The organism is Kitasatospora sp. NPDC089509, from assembly GCF_044749365.1.
Taxonomy (GTDB): domain Bacteria; phylum Actinomycetota; class Actinomycetes; order Streptomycetales; family Streptomycetaceae; genus Kitasatospora.
In genome coordinates this window covers 42,802-59,954 of sequence record NZ_JBIVHS010000007.1, presented here as the reverse complement: position 1 = coordinate 59,954, position 17,153 = coordinate 42,802, and the positions used below count along the sequence as shown (strand labels likewise).

The following is a 17,153-nucleotide window of genomic DNA, read 5'->3' as shown; positions in this document are numbered from 1 at the left end:
AGGCCGCCCTGGCCGCCGCCCTGGCTGCCGGTCTGGTGCCCCCGCGGGCCGAGCGCCGACGCCCCCGCCCCCGGGCGCTCGCCGCCCTCCTGCGCACGCTGGGCCCGCTGGCCCTGCTCGGCGGCTGGGCGCTGGCCTCCGCCACCGGGGCGCTGACCCAGGACGTACTCGCCTCACCCGCCCAGGTCGCCGAAGCCGTCGGCGAGTTGTGGGGCAACGGGCAGCTGGCCGACGCCCTCACCGTCTCGCTCACCCGGGCCGGACTCGGCCTGCTCTTCGGCGCCAGCACCGGCCTGGTGCTCGGCGTGGTCACCGGATTCACCCGGCTCGGCGAGGAGTTGCTCGACTCGGCGATCCAAGTCCTGCGCACCGTACCGTTCCTGGCGCTCGTCCCGCTGTTCATGGTGTGGTTCGGCATCACCGAGACCGCGAAGGTCGCCCTGATCGGCGTGGCCACCAGCTTCCCGATGTACGTCTCGGCCTCCGGCGGCGTCCGCGCCACCGACCGCAAGCTGGTCGAGGCGATGCGCAGCTTCGGCCTGGGCCGCTGGGCGATCGTGCGTACGGTCGTGCTGCCCGGTGCGCTGCCCTCGCTGCTCTCCGGGCTGCGGCTCTCCATGACGCTCAGCGTGATCGCCCTGATCGCCGCCGAGGAGATCAACTCCACCGAAGGCATCGGATACTTGATGGCCCAGGCCCAGAACTACTCACGCACCGACGTCCTCGCCGTCTGCATCCTGATCTACGGGCTGCTCGGCCTCGTCGCCGACGGCGTCGTCCGGGTCCTGGAACGCCTGCTGATGCCGTGGCGCCGGGCCGTCCCAGGAGGCGCCCGATGACGTCCCCTACCACTCCGGTCGGCACTCCCGCCGTGACCCCCGCGGCCACTCCGGCCGTCCATCTGCGCGGCCTGCGACGGGTGTTCGGCACCCGGGCCGTCCTCGACGGTGTCGACCTCTCCATCGCCCGGGGCGAGTTCGTCGCCCTGCTCGGGGCCAGTGGCACCGGCAAGACCACCCTGTTGCGCATCCTCGGTGCGCTCGACCGGGCCGACGAGGGCACGGTGCTCGTCCCGCCGGTCCGTACAGTGGTCTTCCAGGAACCCCGACTCGTGCCCTCCAAGCGGGTGCTGGCCAATGTCACGGTCGGCCTGCCGCGCGGCGCCGCGACCCGGGCGACCGGGCTGAAGGCGCTCGCCGAGGTCGGCTTGGAGCGGCACGCCGAGTCCTGGCCGGCCACCCTCTCGGGCGGTGAGGCGCAGCGCGTCGCGTTGGCCAGGGCGCTCGTCCGCGAGCCGCAACTCCTCTTGTTGGACGAGCCGTTCGCAGCCCTGGACGCCCTGACCCGGCTGCGCATGCAGGACCTGGTCGGGGACCTGGTCCGCTGCCACCGTCCGGCCGTCCTGCTGGTCACCCACGACGTGGACGAGGCCGTTCGGCTCGCCGACCGGGTCGCCGTGCTCCGCGACGGCCTTCTGGTCCGGGACGAGCCGGTCGCCGTCGACCGGCCCCGCGACCCCGCCGACCCGGCCTTCGCCGACCTGCGCCGCCGCTTGCTCGCCGATCTGGGCGTCCACTGAGCGGCGGACCGCCGTACCCCGCGTACCCCGCCACCCCGCGCATGCCTCCGCAGTCCTCCCGCAGAAACCGCACGCACCACCGGAGTTGACCAGATGACCGTCACCCTCGGCGTCCACGCCAGCAACCCCTCGCTCTACTACCTCGCCCGACTGCCCTATCTGGACGAGGAGTTGTCCCCGCTCGGCGAGACCGGCGGGTTCCACCACTACACCGACGGCACCCGCACCGGCGAGCTGCTCGCCGACGGCACCATCGACTTCGGCGGCACCGGTTCGACCCCGCCGATCACCGCCCAGGCGGCCGGACACGACCTGGTGTACGCGGTCGTCTCCGCGCCCCGCCCCGACCACGGCGCGCTGCTGGTGCTGGACGGGGGACCGGTCCGTACGGTCGCCGACCTCAAGGGCGGCACCGTCGTCCTCGGCGTCGGCTCCTGGCAGACCCATCTGCTCGCCAAGGCCCTGCACGCGCACGGGCTTTCGTACGGCGAGGACGTCACCCCGGAGCGTCCGGCGGCGGGGGAGGACCAGGCCCGGCGGCTGCGCGAAGGCGGGATCGCGGGCTGGATCGCCCAGGGCGCCGAGCTCGCCGCCGCCCGCCGCAGTGGGGAGTTTCGCGAGCTGATCCGCACCGGTGACGTCATCACCGACCGCTCGGTCTTCTTCACCCGCCGGGACTTCGCCGCCACGCGCCCGGAGGTGGTCGCCGCCGTCGCCACCGCACTGCGCCGGGCGGACGCCTGGGTGGCGGCCCACCCGGCCGAGGCCGCCGCGATCGCGGCCGGGGAACTGGGCGGGGCGCTCGCCGACTGGCGCACCGCGCTCGCCGCACTGCCCTGGCAACTGGAGCCCGCCACGGCCGAGTTCATCGCCGAGCAGCAGGAGGCCGCGGACATCTTCCACCGGGTCGGCTTCATCGACCGCGCGCTGAATGTCGCCGACGCCCATCTGCCCGCCCTGGAGGCCCCGGTGGCCGCCGCGCTCGGGAAGGAGAGCTGAGCCGTGGCCTCCGAAGTCCTCTGGTACATCATCCCGCGCGAGGGCCACTACCCCTGGGAGCCGGCCGGCCGTCGCCCGGTGGACCTGCGCTACCTCCAGCAACTCGCGGGCAGTGTCGAGCGCCTGGGCTATACGGGCGCGCTGCTCGCGACCGACCTGTACGACGTCTGGACGCTCGGCAGCGCGCTCGCCGCCGCCACCGGACCGGCCTTCAAGCCGCTGCTGGCCGTCCACCCCGGACTGGTCTCGCCCACCCTGCTGGCCAAGATGGCACTCAGCTTCGACCACCAGTACGGCGGGCGGCTGCGCTTCAACGTGGTCAACGGCTCCACCGCACAGCTGCGTGAGTACGGCCTGGACGTCGAGCACGACGACCGCTACCGGCTCAGCGCCGAGTACTGGTCGATCGTCAGGCGCCTCACCAGCGGCGAAGTCTTCGACCACGAGGGCGAGTTCTACCGACTGACGAACGCCGGCGCGAGCCTGCGCGAGCTCACCCCGGTGCAGTCCGGCGGCATCCCGCTCTGGTTCGGCGGCAGTTCGCCGGCCGGCATCGAGATGGCCGCCCAGCACGTCGACGTGTACCTCACCTGGGGCGAACCCCCGAACCTGCTCAGGGAGAAGCTCGACCTGGTGCGCGAACGCGCCGCCGCCCACGGCCGGACCCTGCGGATCGGCCTGCGGCTGCACCTGATCGTCCGGGACACCGAGGACGAGGCCTGGGCGGCCGCCGACCGGCTGCTGGACGTGACCAGCCAGGCCACGTACGCCCGGCAGCTGGGCTCGGTCGAGGGGGAGGACGGCGTCGGCTGGCAGCGCCAGTTCCGCCAGCACGGCGGCAAGGTCCCTGCGCGCGCCCGGGAGTTGGAGGCCTACCCCAACCTCTGGCCGGGCATGAGCCTGTTCCGCCCCGGGCCGGGAACGGCGGTGGTCGGCTCGACCGCCCAGGTGGTCGAACGGCTGAAGGAGTTCGAGAGCCTGGGGGTCGACACCTTCATCCTCTCCGGCAACCCGTTGCTGGAGGAGGCCCACCGGGTCGCCGAGACCGTACTGCCCGCGCTGGGCATCCGGCGCTGACCTGCCGATCCGCTGATCCGCTGATCCGTCGACCGGGGGCGACAGCGTCGGCGAACAGATGACAGCTGACGGATAACAGCGAACAGATGACAGCAAACGGATAACAGATGACAGATTTCGAAATCTGTCATCTGTCATCCGTCATTCGTCACCCGCCCGCCGTCATCCGTCCGCTGTCGTCACCCTCAGAGGCTCAGCCGGTCGATCTCGGCCAGCTCCTCCTCCGTCAGCGGCCCCCCGGCCAGCGCGTCGAGGTTCTGGTCCAGCTGGGCCACGCTGCTCGCCCCGATGATCACCGACACCACCCGCGGGTCCCGCAGCACCCAGCACAGCGCCAGCTGCGCCAGGCTCTGCCCGCGCCCTTCGGCGACCTTGTTCAGCGCCCGCAGCTGCTCCAGCTTCTGCTCGGTCAGCGCCTCCTCCTTCAGGAACTTGCCGACCGACATCCGCGACCCGACCGGCACCTGTCCGGAGAGGTAGCGGTCCGTCAACAGCCCCTGGGCGAGCGGCGAGTAGGCGATCAGACTGGTCTGGGTGTCACCCACCGCGTCCAGTACCCCGGCCTCCTCGACCTTCCGGTTGAGGATCGAGTACACCGATTGGTTCAGCAGGACCGGCGTCCCCAGCTCGCGCAGGATCGCCACCGCCTCCCGATGCTGCTCGGCCGGGTAGTTGGAGATCGCCGCGTAGAGCGCCTTGCCCGAGCGCACCGCGCTGTCCAGCGCCCCCATCGTCTCCTCGATCGGGGTCTCCGGGTCGTAGCGGTGCGAGTAGAAGACGTCGACGTAGTCCAGCCCCATCCGTCCCAGCGACTGGTCCAGGCTGGCCAGCAGGTACTTGCGGCTGCCGCCGTTGCCGTACGGGCCGGGCCACATGTCCCAGCCGGCCTTGGTCGCGATGAACAGCTCGTCGCGGTACGGCCGGAAGTCCTGCGCGAACAGGTAGCCGAAGTTGCGCTCGGCGCTGCCGTACGGCGGGCCGTAGTTGTTCGCCAGGTCGAAGTGGGTGACACCCCGGTCGAAGGCCCGGCGCAGCACTGCCCGCTGCACGTCCAGCGGCTGGGCGTCACCGAAGTTGTGCCAGAGCCCCAGCGAGACGGCGGGCAGCTGCACGCCACTGCGGCCGGCCTTCCGGTAGGTCATCGAGGCATAGCGGTCATCCGCGGCGAGGTAGCTCATGCCGGACATCTTGCCAGCCGGGCCCGCCCGATCAAGCCCTTGCCCGACTTTCCGGCCGCTGCTTATCCTCGCGGAGGACCGTGTGGGCCGTACAGAGCGACGAGCGAGGCGAGGGGGAGCGTGATGGCAGTCCGGACCGTGACCGCCGCGCCCCGCTGTTGTTGTCGTCGCACCCGCCGCAGCACCGCGCGCTGAGGCCGCCGCCGAGCGGCCTCGCCCGCCGGGTCCGTCCTGGATCCAGACCCGCCCCGGTGCGGGCTCCGATTCCGGTCCCCGGTCCGCCCCGGTGCTGCCCGCCCGAGCGCAGCGCCGCCGTGCCCGTACCGCACCCGTACCCGCAGCGCTCCGAGCGGCCCAGCGCCCTCCCGTCCTTCGACCATCGAGCGCCCCAAGGAGACCGCCGTGCGGTTCACCGTCTCGTCCCTCGTCGCCAACGCCCCCGATCCGGTCACCGGGGTCCGGCGCAGTCCGCAGCAGAAGCTCCGGAACGTGATCGACCAGGCCGTCCTGGCCGAGCAACTCGGTTACGACGGTTACGGGGTGGGGGAGCGGCACGGCGAGCCGTTCCTCTCCCCGGCGCCGCCCGTCCTGCTGAGCGCGATCGCGGCCCGCACCACCACCATCCGGCTGTTCACCGCGGTGACCGTGCTCAGTGTCCTGGATCCGGTCAGGGTCGCCGAGGACTACGCACTGCTGGACCAACTCTCCGACGGACGGGTCGAGTTGATCATCGGCAAGGGCAATGATCCGCGCCACTCCGGTCTGTTCGGCCTTCCCGAGGAGCGTCAGTGGGAGGCGCTCGCTGAGAACTACGCACTGCTGCGCAGGCTTTGGCGCGAGGAGAAGGTGACCTGGCAGGGGTCGACCCGCCCGCCGCTCACCGAGGCCACCGTCTGGCCGCGCCCGCTGCAGGAACCGATCCCGGTCTGGCACGGCAGCGCGACGAGCACCGGGTCCACCGACCTGGCCGCCCGCTTCGGCGACCCGCTGTTCTCCGCCAACTCCTTCCATTCGCTGGCGAAGTACCGGGCCCTGGTGGAGCACTACCGCGAGCGCTGGGAGCACTACGGCCGCGACCCGAAGGAGGCCCGGGTGGGTGCGAGCTTCGGTGGGCTGTACGTCGCGAAGCGCTCCCAGGACGCCGTCGAGGGCTTCCGCCCGTACTGGGACGCGATGTTCAACTCGGCGGCGGGCAGGCACAACAACTCGCCGTTCGGGTCGCTGGAGGACGCATTGGAGGAGGGGTCGGCCCTGGTCGGCAGTCCGCAGCAGGTGGTCGAGAAGATCCACCGCTACCACGAGGCCTTCGGCAACGAGGTGGTCGGCATCGGGGTGGACGCGCTGACCGAGGGTGCCCAGCGGGAGCAGCTGGAGCTGTTCGCCGAGGAGGTGGCCCCGGTGATCCGGCGCGAACTCCCCTGAGGGGCCGGCCCCGCCGGTCGGCGCCTACTCCGTGTGACGTCCGCCACGGTACGTGACGTGACGCGCGCCACCGGCGGAGACGGAATGCCCGTCGGTGGCGCGGGGGATGACGAACGGTCGAGGGGCCGTGGCCGCCGGGGGGCGGCGCACGGCCCTCTGTTCTTCCGCGGGCCCTCCCGTCGCGCGCTCCCACTACGCGTTCCCACTGCGCGTACCCGCCGCCTGCCCCCACTGTGCGCTCCTGCCCGGTGAGGAAAACCGCTTCCCGCTGTACCTACTGGTATGTACAGTGGAGCCATGAGCACCCAGGACCGCCTCATCGAGAGCACCCAGGCACTCCTCTGGGAGCGCGGCTACGTCGGCACCAGCCCGAAGGCCATCCAGCAGCGCTCCGGCGTCGGCCAGGGCAGCATGTACCACCACTTCACCGGCAAGCCCGACCTCGCCGCCGCCGCCCTTCGCCGCAGCGCCGAGCAGATGCGGGGCATCGCCGAGGCCGACCTGGCCGCCCCCGGCACCGCGTACGACCGGATCGCCGCCTACCTGCAGCGCGACCGCGAGGTGCTGCGCGGCTGCCGGATCGGCCGGATGGCCCAGGACCCGGACGTGGTCGCCGACCCGCAGCTGCGCGCCCCGGTCGAGGAGACGTTCGACTGGCTGCGCGGCCGGATCGCCGACCTGGTCGCCGAGGGGCAGACGCACGGCGAGTTCGCCCCGGGCCTCGACCCGGCGGACACCGCCGCCGCCGTGGTCGCGGTCGTCCAGGGCGGCTACGTCCTGGCTCGCGCGGCGGACAGCGCCGAGCCCTTCGACCAGGCCGTCCGCGGCGCCCTCGGCCTGCTCGCCGCCCACCGCCGGGCCTGACGACCGAAGCCCGCCGGCTGCGGGCCGAGGCCCAGCCGAACCACCGTCGAAGCCCGCCCAGCCCGGGAGTCCCGCCGTGCACGCCATGCAGTACGAGATCACCCTCCCCGCCGACTACGACATGGGCATCATCCGCAAGCGCGTGGCCGACAAGGGCCACCTGCTCGACGCCCACCCCGGCCTCGGCCTCAAGGTCTACCTGGTCCGCGAGCGCGGTCAGGACGGCTCGCCGGTCAACCAGTACGCGCCGTTCTACCTCTGGCGCACCGCCGAGGGCATGAACGGATTCCTCTGGGGCCCGGGCTTCCGCGGTCTGAGCGCCGACTTCGGCCGCCCCGTCGTCCACCACTGGCTCGGCGCGGGCCTGGCCGAGGGCAGCCGGACCGAGGCCCCGACCACCGCCACCCGCACGACCGTGCGGCTCCCCGAGGCCGCCGACCCGGCCGAGGCGGTCGAACGGGCGCTGGCCGAACTCCCCGCGCAGCACGCGCACCCCGCCCTGCACACCGCCGTCGTCGCCGTGGACCCCAGCCGTTGGGAACTGCTCAGCCTCGCCCTCTGGCACGGCCCGGCCCCCGAGGACGTGCCCGGTGCCCGCTACCGGGTGCTGCACCTGTCCCGCCCCGAACTCGACCGGCTGCCGGCCGGTCGCCACTGGTGAAAGGTCCCCTCCCCGCGATGCCCGCCACGCCCCTGCCCCCGCCCGCCCCCGCCGACGTCGCCGCAGCCTCGCTCGTCCCCGCCGACCTCGCCCCGGCCGCGCTCGACCGCGAAGCCGGCTACGCGCTGCTCGCCGAGCTCGGCGGCCCGGTCGCCGCCGAGACCCTCGGTGGCCTGGACGCGCTCGCCCCCGGCTTCCCCGACTGGATCGTCACCAGCCTCTTCGGCGGCACCTACCAGCGCCCCGGCCTGGCCCTGCGTGACCGGCAGATCGCCAACCTGGCCGCGCTGACCGCCCTCGGCGGCGTCGAGCCGCAGCTCGCCGACCACGTCCGCAACAGCCTGCGGATCGGGCTGACGCGCGAGGAGATCACCGAGGTCATCGTCCACCTCGCCCCGTACGTCGGCGTCCCCAAGGCCCTGGCCGGCCTGCGGGTCGCCACCACGACCTTCGCGGCCGCTTCGGCCGGCACCGGGACGGCCGGCACCGAGACGGCCGGCACCGGGGCAGCCGGCACCGGGACGGAGGACGCGTCATGACGGCGACCCGCACGGTGCGGACCGTCCTCGGCGACCTCGCCCCCGCCGAGCTGGGCGCCACCGACTCCCACGACCACCTCTTCATCCGCAGCCCCCTGCTCCCTGGCCAGGAGCTGGACGACCCGGCCGCCGCCGAGGACGTGCTGCGCGCCTACGCCGCGGCCGGCGGTCGCACCTTCGTCCAGTGGACCCCGTGGGGCATGGGCCGCGGCGCGGAGTCCCTCGCCGCGCTGTCCCGCGCGACCGGCGTTCACCTCGTCGCCGCAACCGGCGCGCACCAGGCCGCCCACTACCCCGCAGGTCGTCTCCCCGGCCCCACCTCGCACGCCGTCCCGGGGGCGGTGCCGTCCCCCGACCTGGCCGAGCGCTTCGTCACCGAGCTCACCACCGGTCTCCCTGCTCTCCCCGGTCTCCCCGGCGGCGCCGTCGACGGCGTCCGGGCCGGTCTGATCAAGATCGCCGACGACGCGGGCCCGCTCACCGAGCACACCCGCCGGACGGCAGCCGCAGCCGCCGAGGCGCACCACGCCACCGGTGCCCCGATCGCCGTCCACCTCGAACCCGCGGGCGACCCGCACGGCCTCCTGGACCGGCTCTCCGGACGCCACGGAGTGAGCCCCGACCGGATCGTGCTCGGCCACCTCACCCGCTTCACCGACCGGTCCGTGCACCGCAGCCTCGCCGCCGAGGGAGTGTTCCTCGCCCTGGACAGCCCCTCCAGGATCGGTCACCCCGACGACCTCCAGGCCTTCGACCTGATCGCCGACCTGGTCGAGGCGGGCCACGCCGACCGCCTGCTGCTCGGTGCCGACACCACCACCCGGACGGCCCGTGCGGCCGGCGGCCCGGTCCGGCTGCTCACCGAGCTCGCCCCGCGACTGGCCCGCACCTTCGGACCCGAGCTGCCCGACCGGCTGCTGGTCGCCAACCCGGCGGTCGCCCTGGCCGTCGACTGGCGCACGCCCTGAGAGCGTCCGGACCGCTGAACCGCTGAACCGCTGAACCGTCCCGTGCGCGCATGGAGCGGGGCCTGTGCCCCATGGGGGATGGCACAGGCCCCGCCGTCATCCGCACCCACGGTTCACAACCGGACCGAGGGTTCACAACCGCGGGCTCACATGTGGGTGCCGCCGTCGATGCGGAGCTCGGTGCCCGTGACGAAGGCGCCGTCGTCGGAGGCCAGCATGGCGATCACGCCGGCCACCGTCTCGGGGCCCGCGAAGCCCTGGCCGAGGGCGGGGGAGAGCTTGGCGAGCAGGCTGAAGTCGGCGTCGGCGGGCAGGCCCGGGTTGTTGGTCATGCCGCTGTCGATGCTGCCCGGCGCGACGCAGACCGCGCGCAGGCCCTGCTTCGAGTACTCCGAGGCGATCGCGTGGGTGAAGGACTGGATGCCGCCCTTGGTCGCGGCGTACGCGGCCATGTAGGGGTGGGCGAAGCTCGCGGAGGTGGAGCTGAAGTTGACCACCACGCCCCGGCCGTCGGTGAGCAGCGCGGGGAGCGCCTCGCGGGTCATCAGGAAGGTGCCGGTCAGGTTGACCGCGAGGAGCTTGTTCCAGAAGTCCAGGGTGGTCTCGTGGGTGTGCGAGGAGCGCAGGATGCCGGCCGCGTTGACCAGGACGTCCAGGCCGCCCAGGCCCGCGATCGCCTCGGCGACGCCCGCCACCACGGCGGCCTCGTCCGAGATGTCCAGCACCTGGATCGTCAGGCGCTCGGCGGTGCCGTCGGCGGCCGCGCGGTCCAGGGTCTTCTTCAGGCCGTCCTCGTTGACGTCGACGGCGACGACCTTCCCGCCCTCGGCGAGGATCCGGTGCACGGTCGCCTGGCCGATGCCAGAGCCGCCGCCGGTGATCAGGACGTTCCGTCCGCTGAAGCGCTCCATGGTGGTTCTCCTTCGTTCGTGGTCTCTCGACCTCAAGAGGCACGGTACGCCTGAATGGCACGTTGTGCCAATAAGTCTTGATGTGACATGTCGGCGCGACGTGCCATGCTGATCGTCGAGTGCGTACGCTGACCCCTGTGACCGGACGCCCGACCCTGACCCAGCGCCGCCGTGATGCCACCCGGCTGGAGATCGCCCGCACCGCCGCCGCGCTCTTCGCCGAGCAGGGCGCCGAGGCGACCACCGCCGAGGAGATCGCCGCCGCCGCGGGCATCTCGCTGCGCACCTTCTACCGGTACTTCTCCGTCAAGGAGGACGCCGTCGCCCCCTTGCTGGCGGCGGGCGGGCAGCGCTGGGTGGACCTGCTCGCCGAGAGCCCGGCCGAGCTCCCGCTGCGGGAGGCACTGGAGCGCTCGGCGGTCGAGTCGCTGACCCCGGCCGACGACGGCGCCGTCGAGGCGATGCACTGGACCCGCAGCCTGCTGCGCGATCCCCGGCTGGACGGCACCTGGCAGCGGGTCCACTCGGCGTCGGAGGAGCGGCTGCGGTCCGTGCTGGCCGACCGCTGCCCGGAGGGCGCCGACCCGCTGGAGATCCGGCTGGCCGCCGCCGCGGCCACCGCGGCGATCCGGGTGGCCCTGGAGCAGTGGGCGGCCTCGGATGCGCCGGTGACCGGCCCGGGCTCCCCGCAGGACCTCGGTGCCCGCTGTATGCGCGAGCTCACGGCGGGCCTGCGGCTCTGGGGTCGGACGGCCGAGGCGTGGCCCCACGGCCGCAGCCGCACAGCCGCCGATCAGCTTCCTCCCAGCTCCCGCTAGGGTTGGTCCTCGTGCCCCGGTGGGGGAACCGGGGTGATCGCCTCGGATGTCCCTGAGCGGAGGGGGCGCGGAGTTCGAGGCGTGGGAGCAACTGGGACATGGGTCTGACGAGCCACAAGGTGCTGGCACTGGCCGTACTGATCGCGGTCGTGATGATGGTCGGCACGGTCTGGCTGTGGCCCAGACTCGCCAGGAAGAGCTGGCAGGCGGTGCTCGGCCGGATCGGCGCGCTGCTCACCACCCAGCTCGCGGTGCTCGCCGCGCTCGGCCTGGTGGCCAACAACTACTTCGCGTTCTACAGCAGTTGGGACGACCTGCTGGGCACCGGCAGCACTGGCCCGGTGGTCATACACAACAAGGCGGACGCCTCCGGCCGCCTGCTCGTGGAGACCATCGGCCAGGCGTCGGTCAAGGGCGGCGGCGCGATGGGCCGTGAGCCCGCCCAGTCCGGCGAGATCCGCAAGGTCCGGATCGACGGCAAGGAGAGCCGGCTCTCCACCGAGGGCTTCGTCTACCTGCCGCCGCAGTACTTCCAACCCGAGTACGCGCAGCGGCAGTTCCCGGCCGTGATCGTCAGCACCGGGTTCCCGGGAATCGCCGAGAACCTGATCACCCGCTTCAACTACCCCGGCGCCGCGCTCAAGCTGCTGCAGGAGGGTCGGATGCAGCCGACCGTCATGATCATGCTGCAGCCCTCGCCCGCCCTGCCGCAGGACACCGAGTGCGAGGACATCCCGGGCGGCGCCCAGTCCGACACGTACTTCACCAAGGACGTCACCTCGGCGATCCAGGCCAGCTACCGGGTATCGACCGATCCGCACGCCTGGGCCTTCATGGGCAACTCGACCGGCGGCTACTGCGCGGTCAAGATGGCCATGCGCCACCCGGACGTGTTCCCGACCGCCGTCTCCCTCTCCGGCTACTACGACGCCGCCGACGACCCGACCACCGGTGACCTCTTCGGCGGCAGCAAGCAGCGCCGCAACGAGGCCAACCTGATGTGGCGGCTGAAGAACCTGCCGCAGCCGGAGGTCTCGGTGCTGCTGGCCGGCACCAAGAAGGGCGACGGCAACTACCGGCAGGAGACCGAGGCGTTCGTCGACGCCGTGCAGAGCCCGATGAAGGTCTCGTACAGCATGCTGGAGAACGGCGGCCACAACTTCGAGACCTGGAGCACGCTGCTGCCGTCCTCGCTGGAGTGGCTGTCCCAGCACCTCAAGGTGCCCGCCCAGCCGGGCCACACCGTCTGACGCCCCTCGGGCGACGCCCCCTCGGACGAGGCTTCCCCCGGGTGACGCTCTCCTCGGGCGAGCCGGCGCCGAGCACACGACGAACCCCCGGAGCGCCAGCCGATGGCGCTCCGGGGGTTCGTCGCATGCTCGGCGCGGAGCCGGTCAGGCCACCCGCTCCAGCGTCCCGGTGTGCAGCTGGCCGACCCGGCCGCCCTCGCCCTCGAAGGTCCAGAAGGCCCGGACGGTCAGTGCGTTGAGGTCCATCACATGACTGACGGTGATCCCGCTCTGCTCCGTCCAGCTGACGAAGTAGATCTCCGGCGCGACCTCGGCGACGTGCAGCCGCACGTCCTCCCACTGGCCCGCCGACTCGCCGAGGCCCTCCCAGCGCAGCCGGGTGCCGTCGGCCGAGTAAGAGTTGCGGAAGGCCGCGCCGTTGTCGACCTGGAAGAGGTAGGTGCGGCCGGCGAAGGCGGGCAGGGACGCGGTCATGGTGGGGCGGGACCTCTTCTCGGAAGCGTGCGCCGCGACGGTCACGGACGGTCACGGGCGGTGCGGATCGTGCGGGTCGGGCTCGGTGCTCTTTGTGCACCGCGGAAAACGCCAGGGTTCCAATTTATCCGACCGGGCGGACTCGGGCGGCCCCGCGCCACGGTACGGTCCGCCATCGCCCGGCCGCCCGCGGTGTGCGACCGGCACATGGGCACGGACGACGCGCCGGTCCTACCGTCCACGCCCATGAGACGCACCCCCACCAGTGCCCCCACCGGCGCCGCAGCAGGACTCCCGGCCCGGACCCCCGCCCGGACGCCCGCCAGGACTCCCTCCGGACGCGTCCCCGCCGCACTCGTCGCGCTGCTGCTGACCCTTACGGCCCTCCTCCTCGGCGCCCCCACCGCCGGCGCGGCGAGTGCCGCTCCGCTCACCCTCGAAGCGACCTTCCCCGCCCCCGGCAACGGCTGGGCGAAGGTCGAGCGCTACCTCGACCCCACCCCGGGCTTCGGCCCCGAGCAGTACCCCGCCGACGGCCGCGGCGACCAGGACGGCGCCCGCCGCACCTACTTCGGCACCGGCGAGCCCTCCTCGGCACGCTTCCTGCTCTACTCGGCCACCGGCTGGGACGCCGGCGGCACCGGCACGCCCGTCCTGCTGGTCCACGGCGCCAACGACAACGCCGACCGGGCCTGGGCGAACCCGGGGGAGAGCGGCACCTGCGGGGCGTCCGCCTGCCCCTCCACCGGCCTGGCCCAGTACCTGGCCGGCACCGGCCGCCGGGTCTTCGCCGTCGGCTTCGCCCACAAGCAGGGCGACAACCTGCTCCAAGCCCAGGCCGTCGGCGACGCGCTCGCCCTGATCCGGGCCCGGCTCGGCGTCCCCCGGGTCGACGTGGTGGCCTGGAGCAAGGGCGAGGTGGCGGCCCGGGCGTACGTGTCCTCGGTGCGCCCGGCGCAGGGACGGGCGTACGCGGGCGACGTGCGCCGCCTGATCACCCTCGGCGGGCCGAACGGCGGGCTCGACTACGTCTACGCGCACGGCTGGGACTTCGACCTGGCCACCTGGCCGGCCTGCGGGGGCACCGCCAACGCACCCTCCCCGCACCTGTACATGACCTGTTACGGGACGTACACGGCGCAGCCCTGCCTCGGTGTGCTGCCGACCGGCGGCAGCGACTGCTACCCGGGCCAGCGCCAGCTGCTGGCCCGCTGGGACGCGACCTACGGGGTGGACACCACCGCCCAGGACTGGTGGACCACCTACTACGGCGGCCAGGGCTTCTACACCTCCGGCCAGGGCATCCAGGCGGCCGTCGGCGCCGGCTCGCTGATCGCGCCGCTCCAGCGGGCCGGGATCCCGGCCTCGGTGCCCACCTACCTCCTCGCGGGCGGGTCGGCCGACATCCCGGGCGTGCTGAACGAGAACCGCGGACCCAGCGACGGCATCGTGTTCACCGCGAGCGCCCTGGACACCACCGGCATCGCGACGGTCGGCGGCACCCGGCTGCTCACCGGGCTCAACCACCTGGAGCTGGCCTGGGCGCCGGACGCCGAGGCCCAGGTCGCCGCCTGGCTCGACTGAAGCTCCGGCCGTGCCCTTGGCCGAGTCCCCGGTCGAGCCCCGGCCGAACCTCGGTCGAGCCCTTGGACGAGCCTCCGGGTACCGCCAGGGGATTGATCAACTCGCCGACCACGCAGCGTCGTTGATCGACACCACTGTGAGCTGTGCGACAACCGGCCGGATCCAGTTGTCCGTTCACGGACGGACTGCCTAGCCTGCAACGGTCGTCCGCCGTCGCGGACCCCGCCGCCGGGACGCCGAGTCCCGTCCACCCGCCGGCGGGCACTCGAGCACCACAGCGGACGGGAGCGGGGGAACCAAGGTCAGCGCCCGGCCCGTACGTACCAGCGTGCGGGTCGTGGCTAGGGGTGAAGCCGCTCCACAGGCGGCCGGGCAACTGCAGCCCGAATCCGACAGCTCACCTCGCAGGCGTCGCAGAGGACCCGCCATGCACCAGCCTGCCGGGCGCCGTCGCGCGCCCCGCCACGCCCGTCCCTCCCACCGCGGCCGCAACGCCGCCCTCGCCGCCACCGGCGCGATCGCGATCACCGGCGCCGGCCTGTTCGCGCTGCCGTCCGGCGCCCAGGCCGCCACCGCCCCGACCGTCACCCAGGACCGGCTCGCCCCCGCCGCCATGGTCGCCGGCAAGGCCACCACCGCCTCGCTGGCCCTGCACTCCTCGTCCTGCGTCACCGCGAAGACCGTCGGCGTCGGCGTCCGCGACGCCCGCGGCACCAACCTGGACTTCCCGGGCAACGCGAGCAACGTGCAGATATGCCCGAGCGGGTTCAGCTTCACCAGCGGCGCGCGCACCCTGCCCGCCGGGACGTACAACCAGTTCGGCTTCTGGCAGGACCTGGGCGGAGCCTGGCACAACCTGCCCTCGCAGCAGCTGGTGGTCTCCCGCGCCGGTACCGCGACGCCGACCCCGACCCCGGCGCCGACCCCGACCGCCAAGCCGTCCCCGACCCCGGCCCCGACCACCGCGCCGACCACCGCCCCCACCGCGCAGCCCTCCCCGAGCGTCACCCCGACCCCGACCCCGACCCCGAGCGCCACCGCGACCCCGAGCACCCCGGCGCCGTCCTCCCCGATCGCCGGCAAGTCGCTGACCTGGTCCGACGAGTTCAACGGCCCGATCGCCTGGGGCCAGCGCTGGGTGGGTGACAAGAGCACCGCGTACAAGTACGGCAACCACAACCCGGGCGACAACAAGCTCGACTGGCTGAACAAGAACAACGTCACCGTCGCGAACGGCGTCGCCACCTTCACCGCCACCCCGGGCGGGCCCGCCCTGGAGAACGGCCAGCAGTCCTGGAACACCGGTTTCCTGACGACCGAGGGCTCCGCGGAGGGCTTCCAGGTCAAGACCGGCGACTACGCCGAGGCCCGGGTCAAGATGCCCTCGGTGGCCGGCGCCTGGCCCGCCCTGTGGACCTGGAAGAACGGCAACGGGGAGATCGACTCCTTCGAGTACCACCCGGACAACCCGAACCTGCTGGAGCTGACCAACCACGTCAACCCCAGCAACCCGGAGTACTACACCGACGCCAAGGCCGTCGCCGCGGACCAGTGGGTGACCATCGGCACCTACTACGGCGCCAACTCGGTGGACTGGTACGTCAACGGCGTCAAGGTGTACTCGGACAACAAGGGCGTGGGCAGCAACTTCTCGGCGTACCTGATCCTCAACCTCTCGGTGAGCGCCGGAAAGTACCACCCGGCGCCGCAGGGGAACACCCCGATCAGCTTCTCCGCCGACTACGTGCGCGTCTACCGCTAGGCCGTCGCGTAGGCCATCGCGCAGGCCGTCTAGGCCAGCCGACCCCCAGGACCAGCCGCTCTCAGGAACCGGCAGCCCCCCGACCTCCCCGAGGTCGAGCGGCTGCCGGTTCTTGCGTCTCCACCCTTGCCGTGCAGGTGAATTGACGGGATGTCAGTGGACCCGGAGGTCAGGGCGCCAGGACCTGCCCGAGCCGGGCCGCGATCTGGTGCATCACCGGTACCAGCGCGGACGCCCCCGCCTGCTCCTCCAGGGCCCGGATCCGGGCCTCCGGGCCGGACACCGACAGTGCGGTGGGCGTCGGCGCGCCGGGCACCGCGAGCGCGATGCAGCGGACGCCGATCTCCTGCTCCTGGTCGTCGACCACGTACCCGCGCTCGCGCGCCTCGGCGAGCTGGTCCATCAGCTGCTGGGGGTCGGTGAGGGTGTACTCGGTGTGCGCGGGCAGCGGGTTGGGGCCCAGGATCGCGCGCGCCTCGTCCTCCGGCAGCTGGGCGAGCAGCGCCTTGCCGACGCCGGTGCAGTGCGGCTGCACCCGCCGCCCGACCTCGGTGAACATCCGCATCGAGCGCCGCGACTGCACCTGCCCGACGTACACCACCTCGCCGCCCTCCAGCACCGCCAGGTTGGCGGTCTCGCCGGTGGCCTCCATCAGCTCGGCCAGGTACGGGCGGGCCCAGCTGCCGAGCAGGCGGCCGGCCGTCTCGCCGAGCCGGATCAGCCGGGGGCCGAGGGTGTAGCGGCGTGCGGTGTCCTGGCGGACGTAGCCCTGCTGGACGAGGGTACGGACCAGTCGGTGGATGGTCGGCATGGGGAGGCCGGACGTGCTGGAGAGTTCGCTGAGGGTGGCGATCCCGCCGGAGTCGGCCAGCGCCTCCAGGAGTTGGAAGGCGCGCTCGACGGACTGCACGCCGCCGCTCGCGCGGTCGGCGCCTGTCGTCGATGCTGTGTCGGGGGTCGCAACCACCGGCGTTCCCTTCGCTGTCGGGGAGGAGTAGAGTCCCGGCGACCTCTTCAACAAACCGTTGAAATTCTGTATCGCGGAAACTAGTCTCCACCTTACAGAA

Annotated in this window: 17 protein-coding genes and 1 riboswitch; of the genes, 13 read left to right on the top strand and 4 right to left on the bottom strand. The window is 72.9% G+C overall.

Going from position 1 to position 17,153, the window contains the following annotated elements:
• The first annotated feature begins 8 nt into the window (after positions 1-8).
• The 4 genes from ACIP4P_RS17000 to ACIP4P_RS16985 all read left to right on the top strand — a co-directional run bounded on the left by ACIP4P_RS17000 (position 9) and on the right by ACIP4P_RS16985 (position 3,655).
• On the top strand, positions 9-839 hold the full coding sequence (locus tag ACIP4P_RS17000; protein WP_400919770.1) for an ABC transporter permease: 831 nt from the start codon (positions 9-11) through the stop codon (positions 837-839).
• Positions 836-1,579, top strand: coding sequence for an ABC transporter ATP-binding protein (locus tag ACIP4P_RS16995; RefSeq protein WP_400919039.1), 744 nt, complete (start codon positions 836-838; stop codon positions 1,577-1,579). The genes ACIP4P_RS17000 and ACIP4P_RS16995 overlap by 4 nt, the downstream gene beginning before the upstream one ends.
• 93 nt (positions 1,580-1,672) lie before the next feature.
• Complete coding sequence (locus ACIP4P_RS16990; protein ID WP_400919036.1) at positions 1,673-2,578, top strand: ABC transporter substrate-binding protein; 906 nt, start codon at positions 1,673-1,675, stop codon at positions 2,576-2,578.
• A 3-nt stretch (positions 2,579-2,581) separates the two neighbouring features.
• Positions 2,582-3,655, top strand: a complete 1,074-nt coding sequence (locus ACIP4P_RS16985; protein ID WP_400919033.1) for an LLM class flavin-dependent oxidoreductase — start codon at positions 2,582-2,584, stop codon at positions 3,653-3,655.
• A 185-nt stretch (positions 3,656-3,840) separates the two neighbouring features.
• Here the strand turns inward: ACIP4P_RS16985 and ACIP4P_RS16980 are convergent, their stop codons facing one another.
• Positions 3,841-4,833, bottom strand: a complete 993-nt coding sequence (locus tag ACIP4P_RS16980) for an aldo/keto reductase (protein WP_400919030.1) — start codon at positions 4,831-4,833, stop codon at positions 3,841-3,843.
• 402 nt (positions 4,834-5,235) lie between these two features.
• Here ACIP4P_RS16980 and ACIP4P_RS16975 point away from each other — a divergent pair, with 402 nt between their 5' ends.
• The 5 genes from ACIP4P_RS16975 to ACIP4P_RS16955 all read left to right on the top strand — a co-directional run bounded on the left by ACIP4P_RS16975 (position 5,236) and on the right by ACIP4P_RS16955 (position 9,287).
• The gene (locus ACIP4P_RS16975; protein ID WP_400919027.1) at positions 5,236-6,255 is read left to right on the top strand and encodes an LLM class flavin-dependent oxidoreductase; all 1,020 of its coding nucleotides are present in this window, start codon (positions 5,236-5,238) and stop codon (positions 6,253-6,255) included.
• A 297-nt stretch (positions 6,256-6,552) separates the two neighbouring features.
• Positions 6,553-7,119, top strand: a complete 567-nt coding sequence (locus ACIP4P_RS16970; protein WP_350513435.1) for a TetR/AcrR family transcriptional regulator — start codon at positions 6,553-6,555, stop codon at positions 7,117-7,119.
• A 76-nt stretch (positions 7,120-7,195) separates the two neighbouring features.
• The gene (locus ACIP4P_RS16965; RefSeq protein WP_400919024.1) at positions 7,196-7,780 is read left to right on the top strand and encodes a DUF4865 family protein; all 585 of its coding nucleotides are present in this window, start codon (positions 7,196-7,198) and stop codon (positions 7,778-7,780) included.
• A 17-nt stretch (positions 7,781-7,797) separates the two neighbouring features.
• Complete coding sequence (locus tag ACIP4P_RS16960; protein WP_400919022.1) at positions 7,798-8,319, top strand: carboxymuconolactone decarboxylase family protein; 522 nt, start codon at positions 7,798-7,800, stop codon at positions 8,317-8,319.
• Positions 8,316-9,287, top strand: coding sequence for a phosphotriesterase (locus ACIP4P_RS16955; protein ID WP_400919019.1), 972 nt, complete (start codon positions 8,316-8,318; stop codon positions 9,285-9,287). Before ACIP4P_RS16960 ends, ACIP4P_RS16955 begins: the two co-directional genes overlap by 4 nt.
• Before the next feature lie 146 nt (positions 9,288-9,433).
• On the opposite strand, the gene ACIP4P_RS16950 is transcribed toward ACIP4P_RS16955, so the two are convergent.
• A complete protein-coding gene (locus ACIP4P_RS16950) occupies positions 9,434-10,198 on the bottom strand; it encodes an SDR family NAD(P)-dependent oxidoreductase (protein ID WP_400919016.1) in 765 nt (254 codons plus the stop codon).
• Positions 10,199-10,335: 137 nt separating this feature from the next.
• Here ACIP4P_RS16950 and ACIP4P_RS16945 point away from each other — a divergent pair, with 137 nt between their 5' ends.
• On the top strand, positions 10,336-11,016 hold the full coding sequence (locus ACIP4P_RS16945; protein WP_400919014.1) for a TetR family transcriptional regulator: 681 nt from the start codon (positions 10,336-10,338) through the stop codon (positions 11,014-11,016).
• 98 nt (positions 11,017-11,114) lie between these two features.
• A complete protein-coding gene (locus ACIP4P_RS16940; RefSeq protein WP_400919011.1) occupies positions 11,115-12,266 on the top strand; it encodes an alpha/beta hydrolase-fold protein in 1,152 nt (383 codons plus the stop codon).
• Positions 12,267-12,410: 144 nt separating this feature from the next.
• Here ACIP4P_RS16940 and ACIP4P_RS16935 read toward each other — a convergent pair whose 3' ends face one another.
• Positions 12,411-12,740, bottom strand: a complete 330-nt coding sequence (locus ACIP4P_RS16935; protein ID WP_350513442.1) for a MoaF-related domain-containing protein — start codon at positions 12,738-12,740, stop codon at positions 12,411-12,413.
• A 246-nt stretch (positions 12,741-12,986) separates the two neighbouring features.
• Here ACIP4P_RS16935 and ACIP4P_RS16930 point away from each other — a divergent pair, with 246 nt between their 5' ends.
• A complete protein-coding gene (locus ACIP4P_RS16930) occupies positions 12,987-14,324 on the top strand; it encodes an esterase/lipase family protein (protein WP_400919008.1) in 1,338 nt (445 codons plus the stop codon).
• Positions 14,325-14,584: 260 nt separating this feature from the next.
• A riboswitch (cyclic di-AMP (ydaO/yuaA leader) is annotated at positions 14,585-14,750 on the top strand.
• A 1-nt stretch (position 14,751) separates the two neighbouring features.
• Positions 14,752-16,086: a hypothetical protein gene (locus tag ACIP4P_RS16925; protein WP_400919005.1), complete on the top strand. Its 1,335-nt coding sequence runs from the start codon at positions 14,752-14,754 to the stop codon at positions 16,084-16,086.
• A 169-nt stretch (positions 16,087-16,255) separates the two neighbouring features.
• Here the strand turns inward: ACIP4P_RS16925 and ACIP4P_RS16920 are convergent, their stop codons facing one another.
• Complete coding sequence (locus ACIP4P_RS16920) at positions 16,256-17,053, bottom strand: IclR family transcriptional regulator (RefSeq protein WP_400919002.1); 798 nt, start codon at positions 17,051-17,053, stop codon at positions 16,256-16,258.
• Positions 17,054-17,153 lie beyond the last annotated feature (100 nt).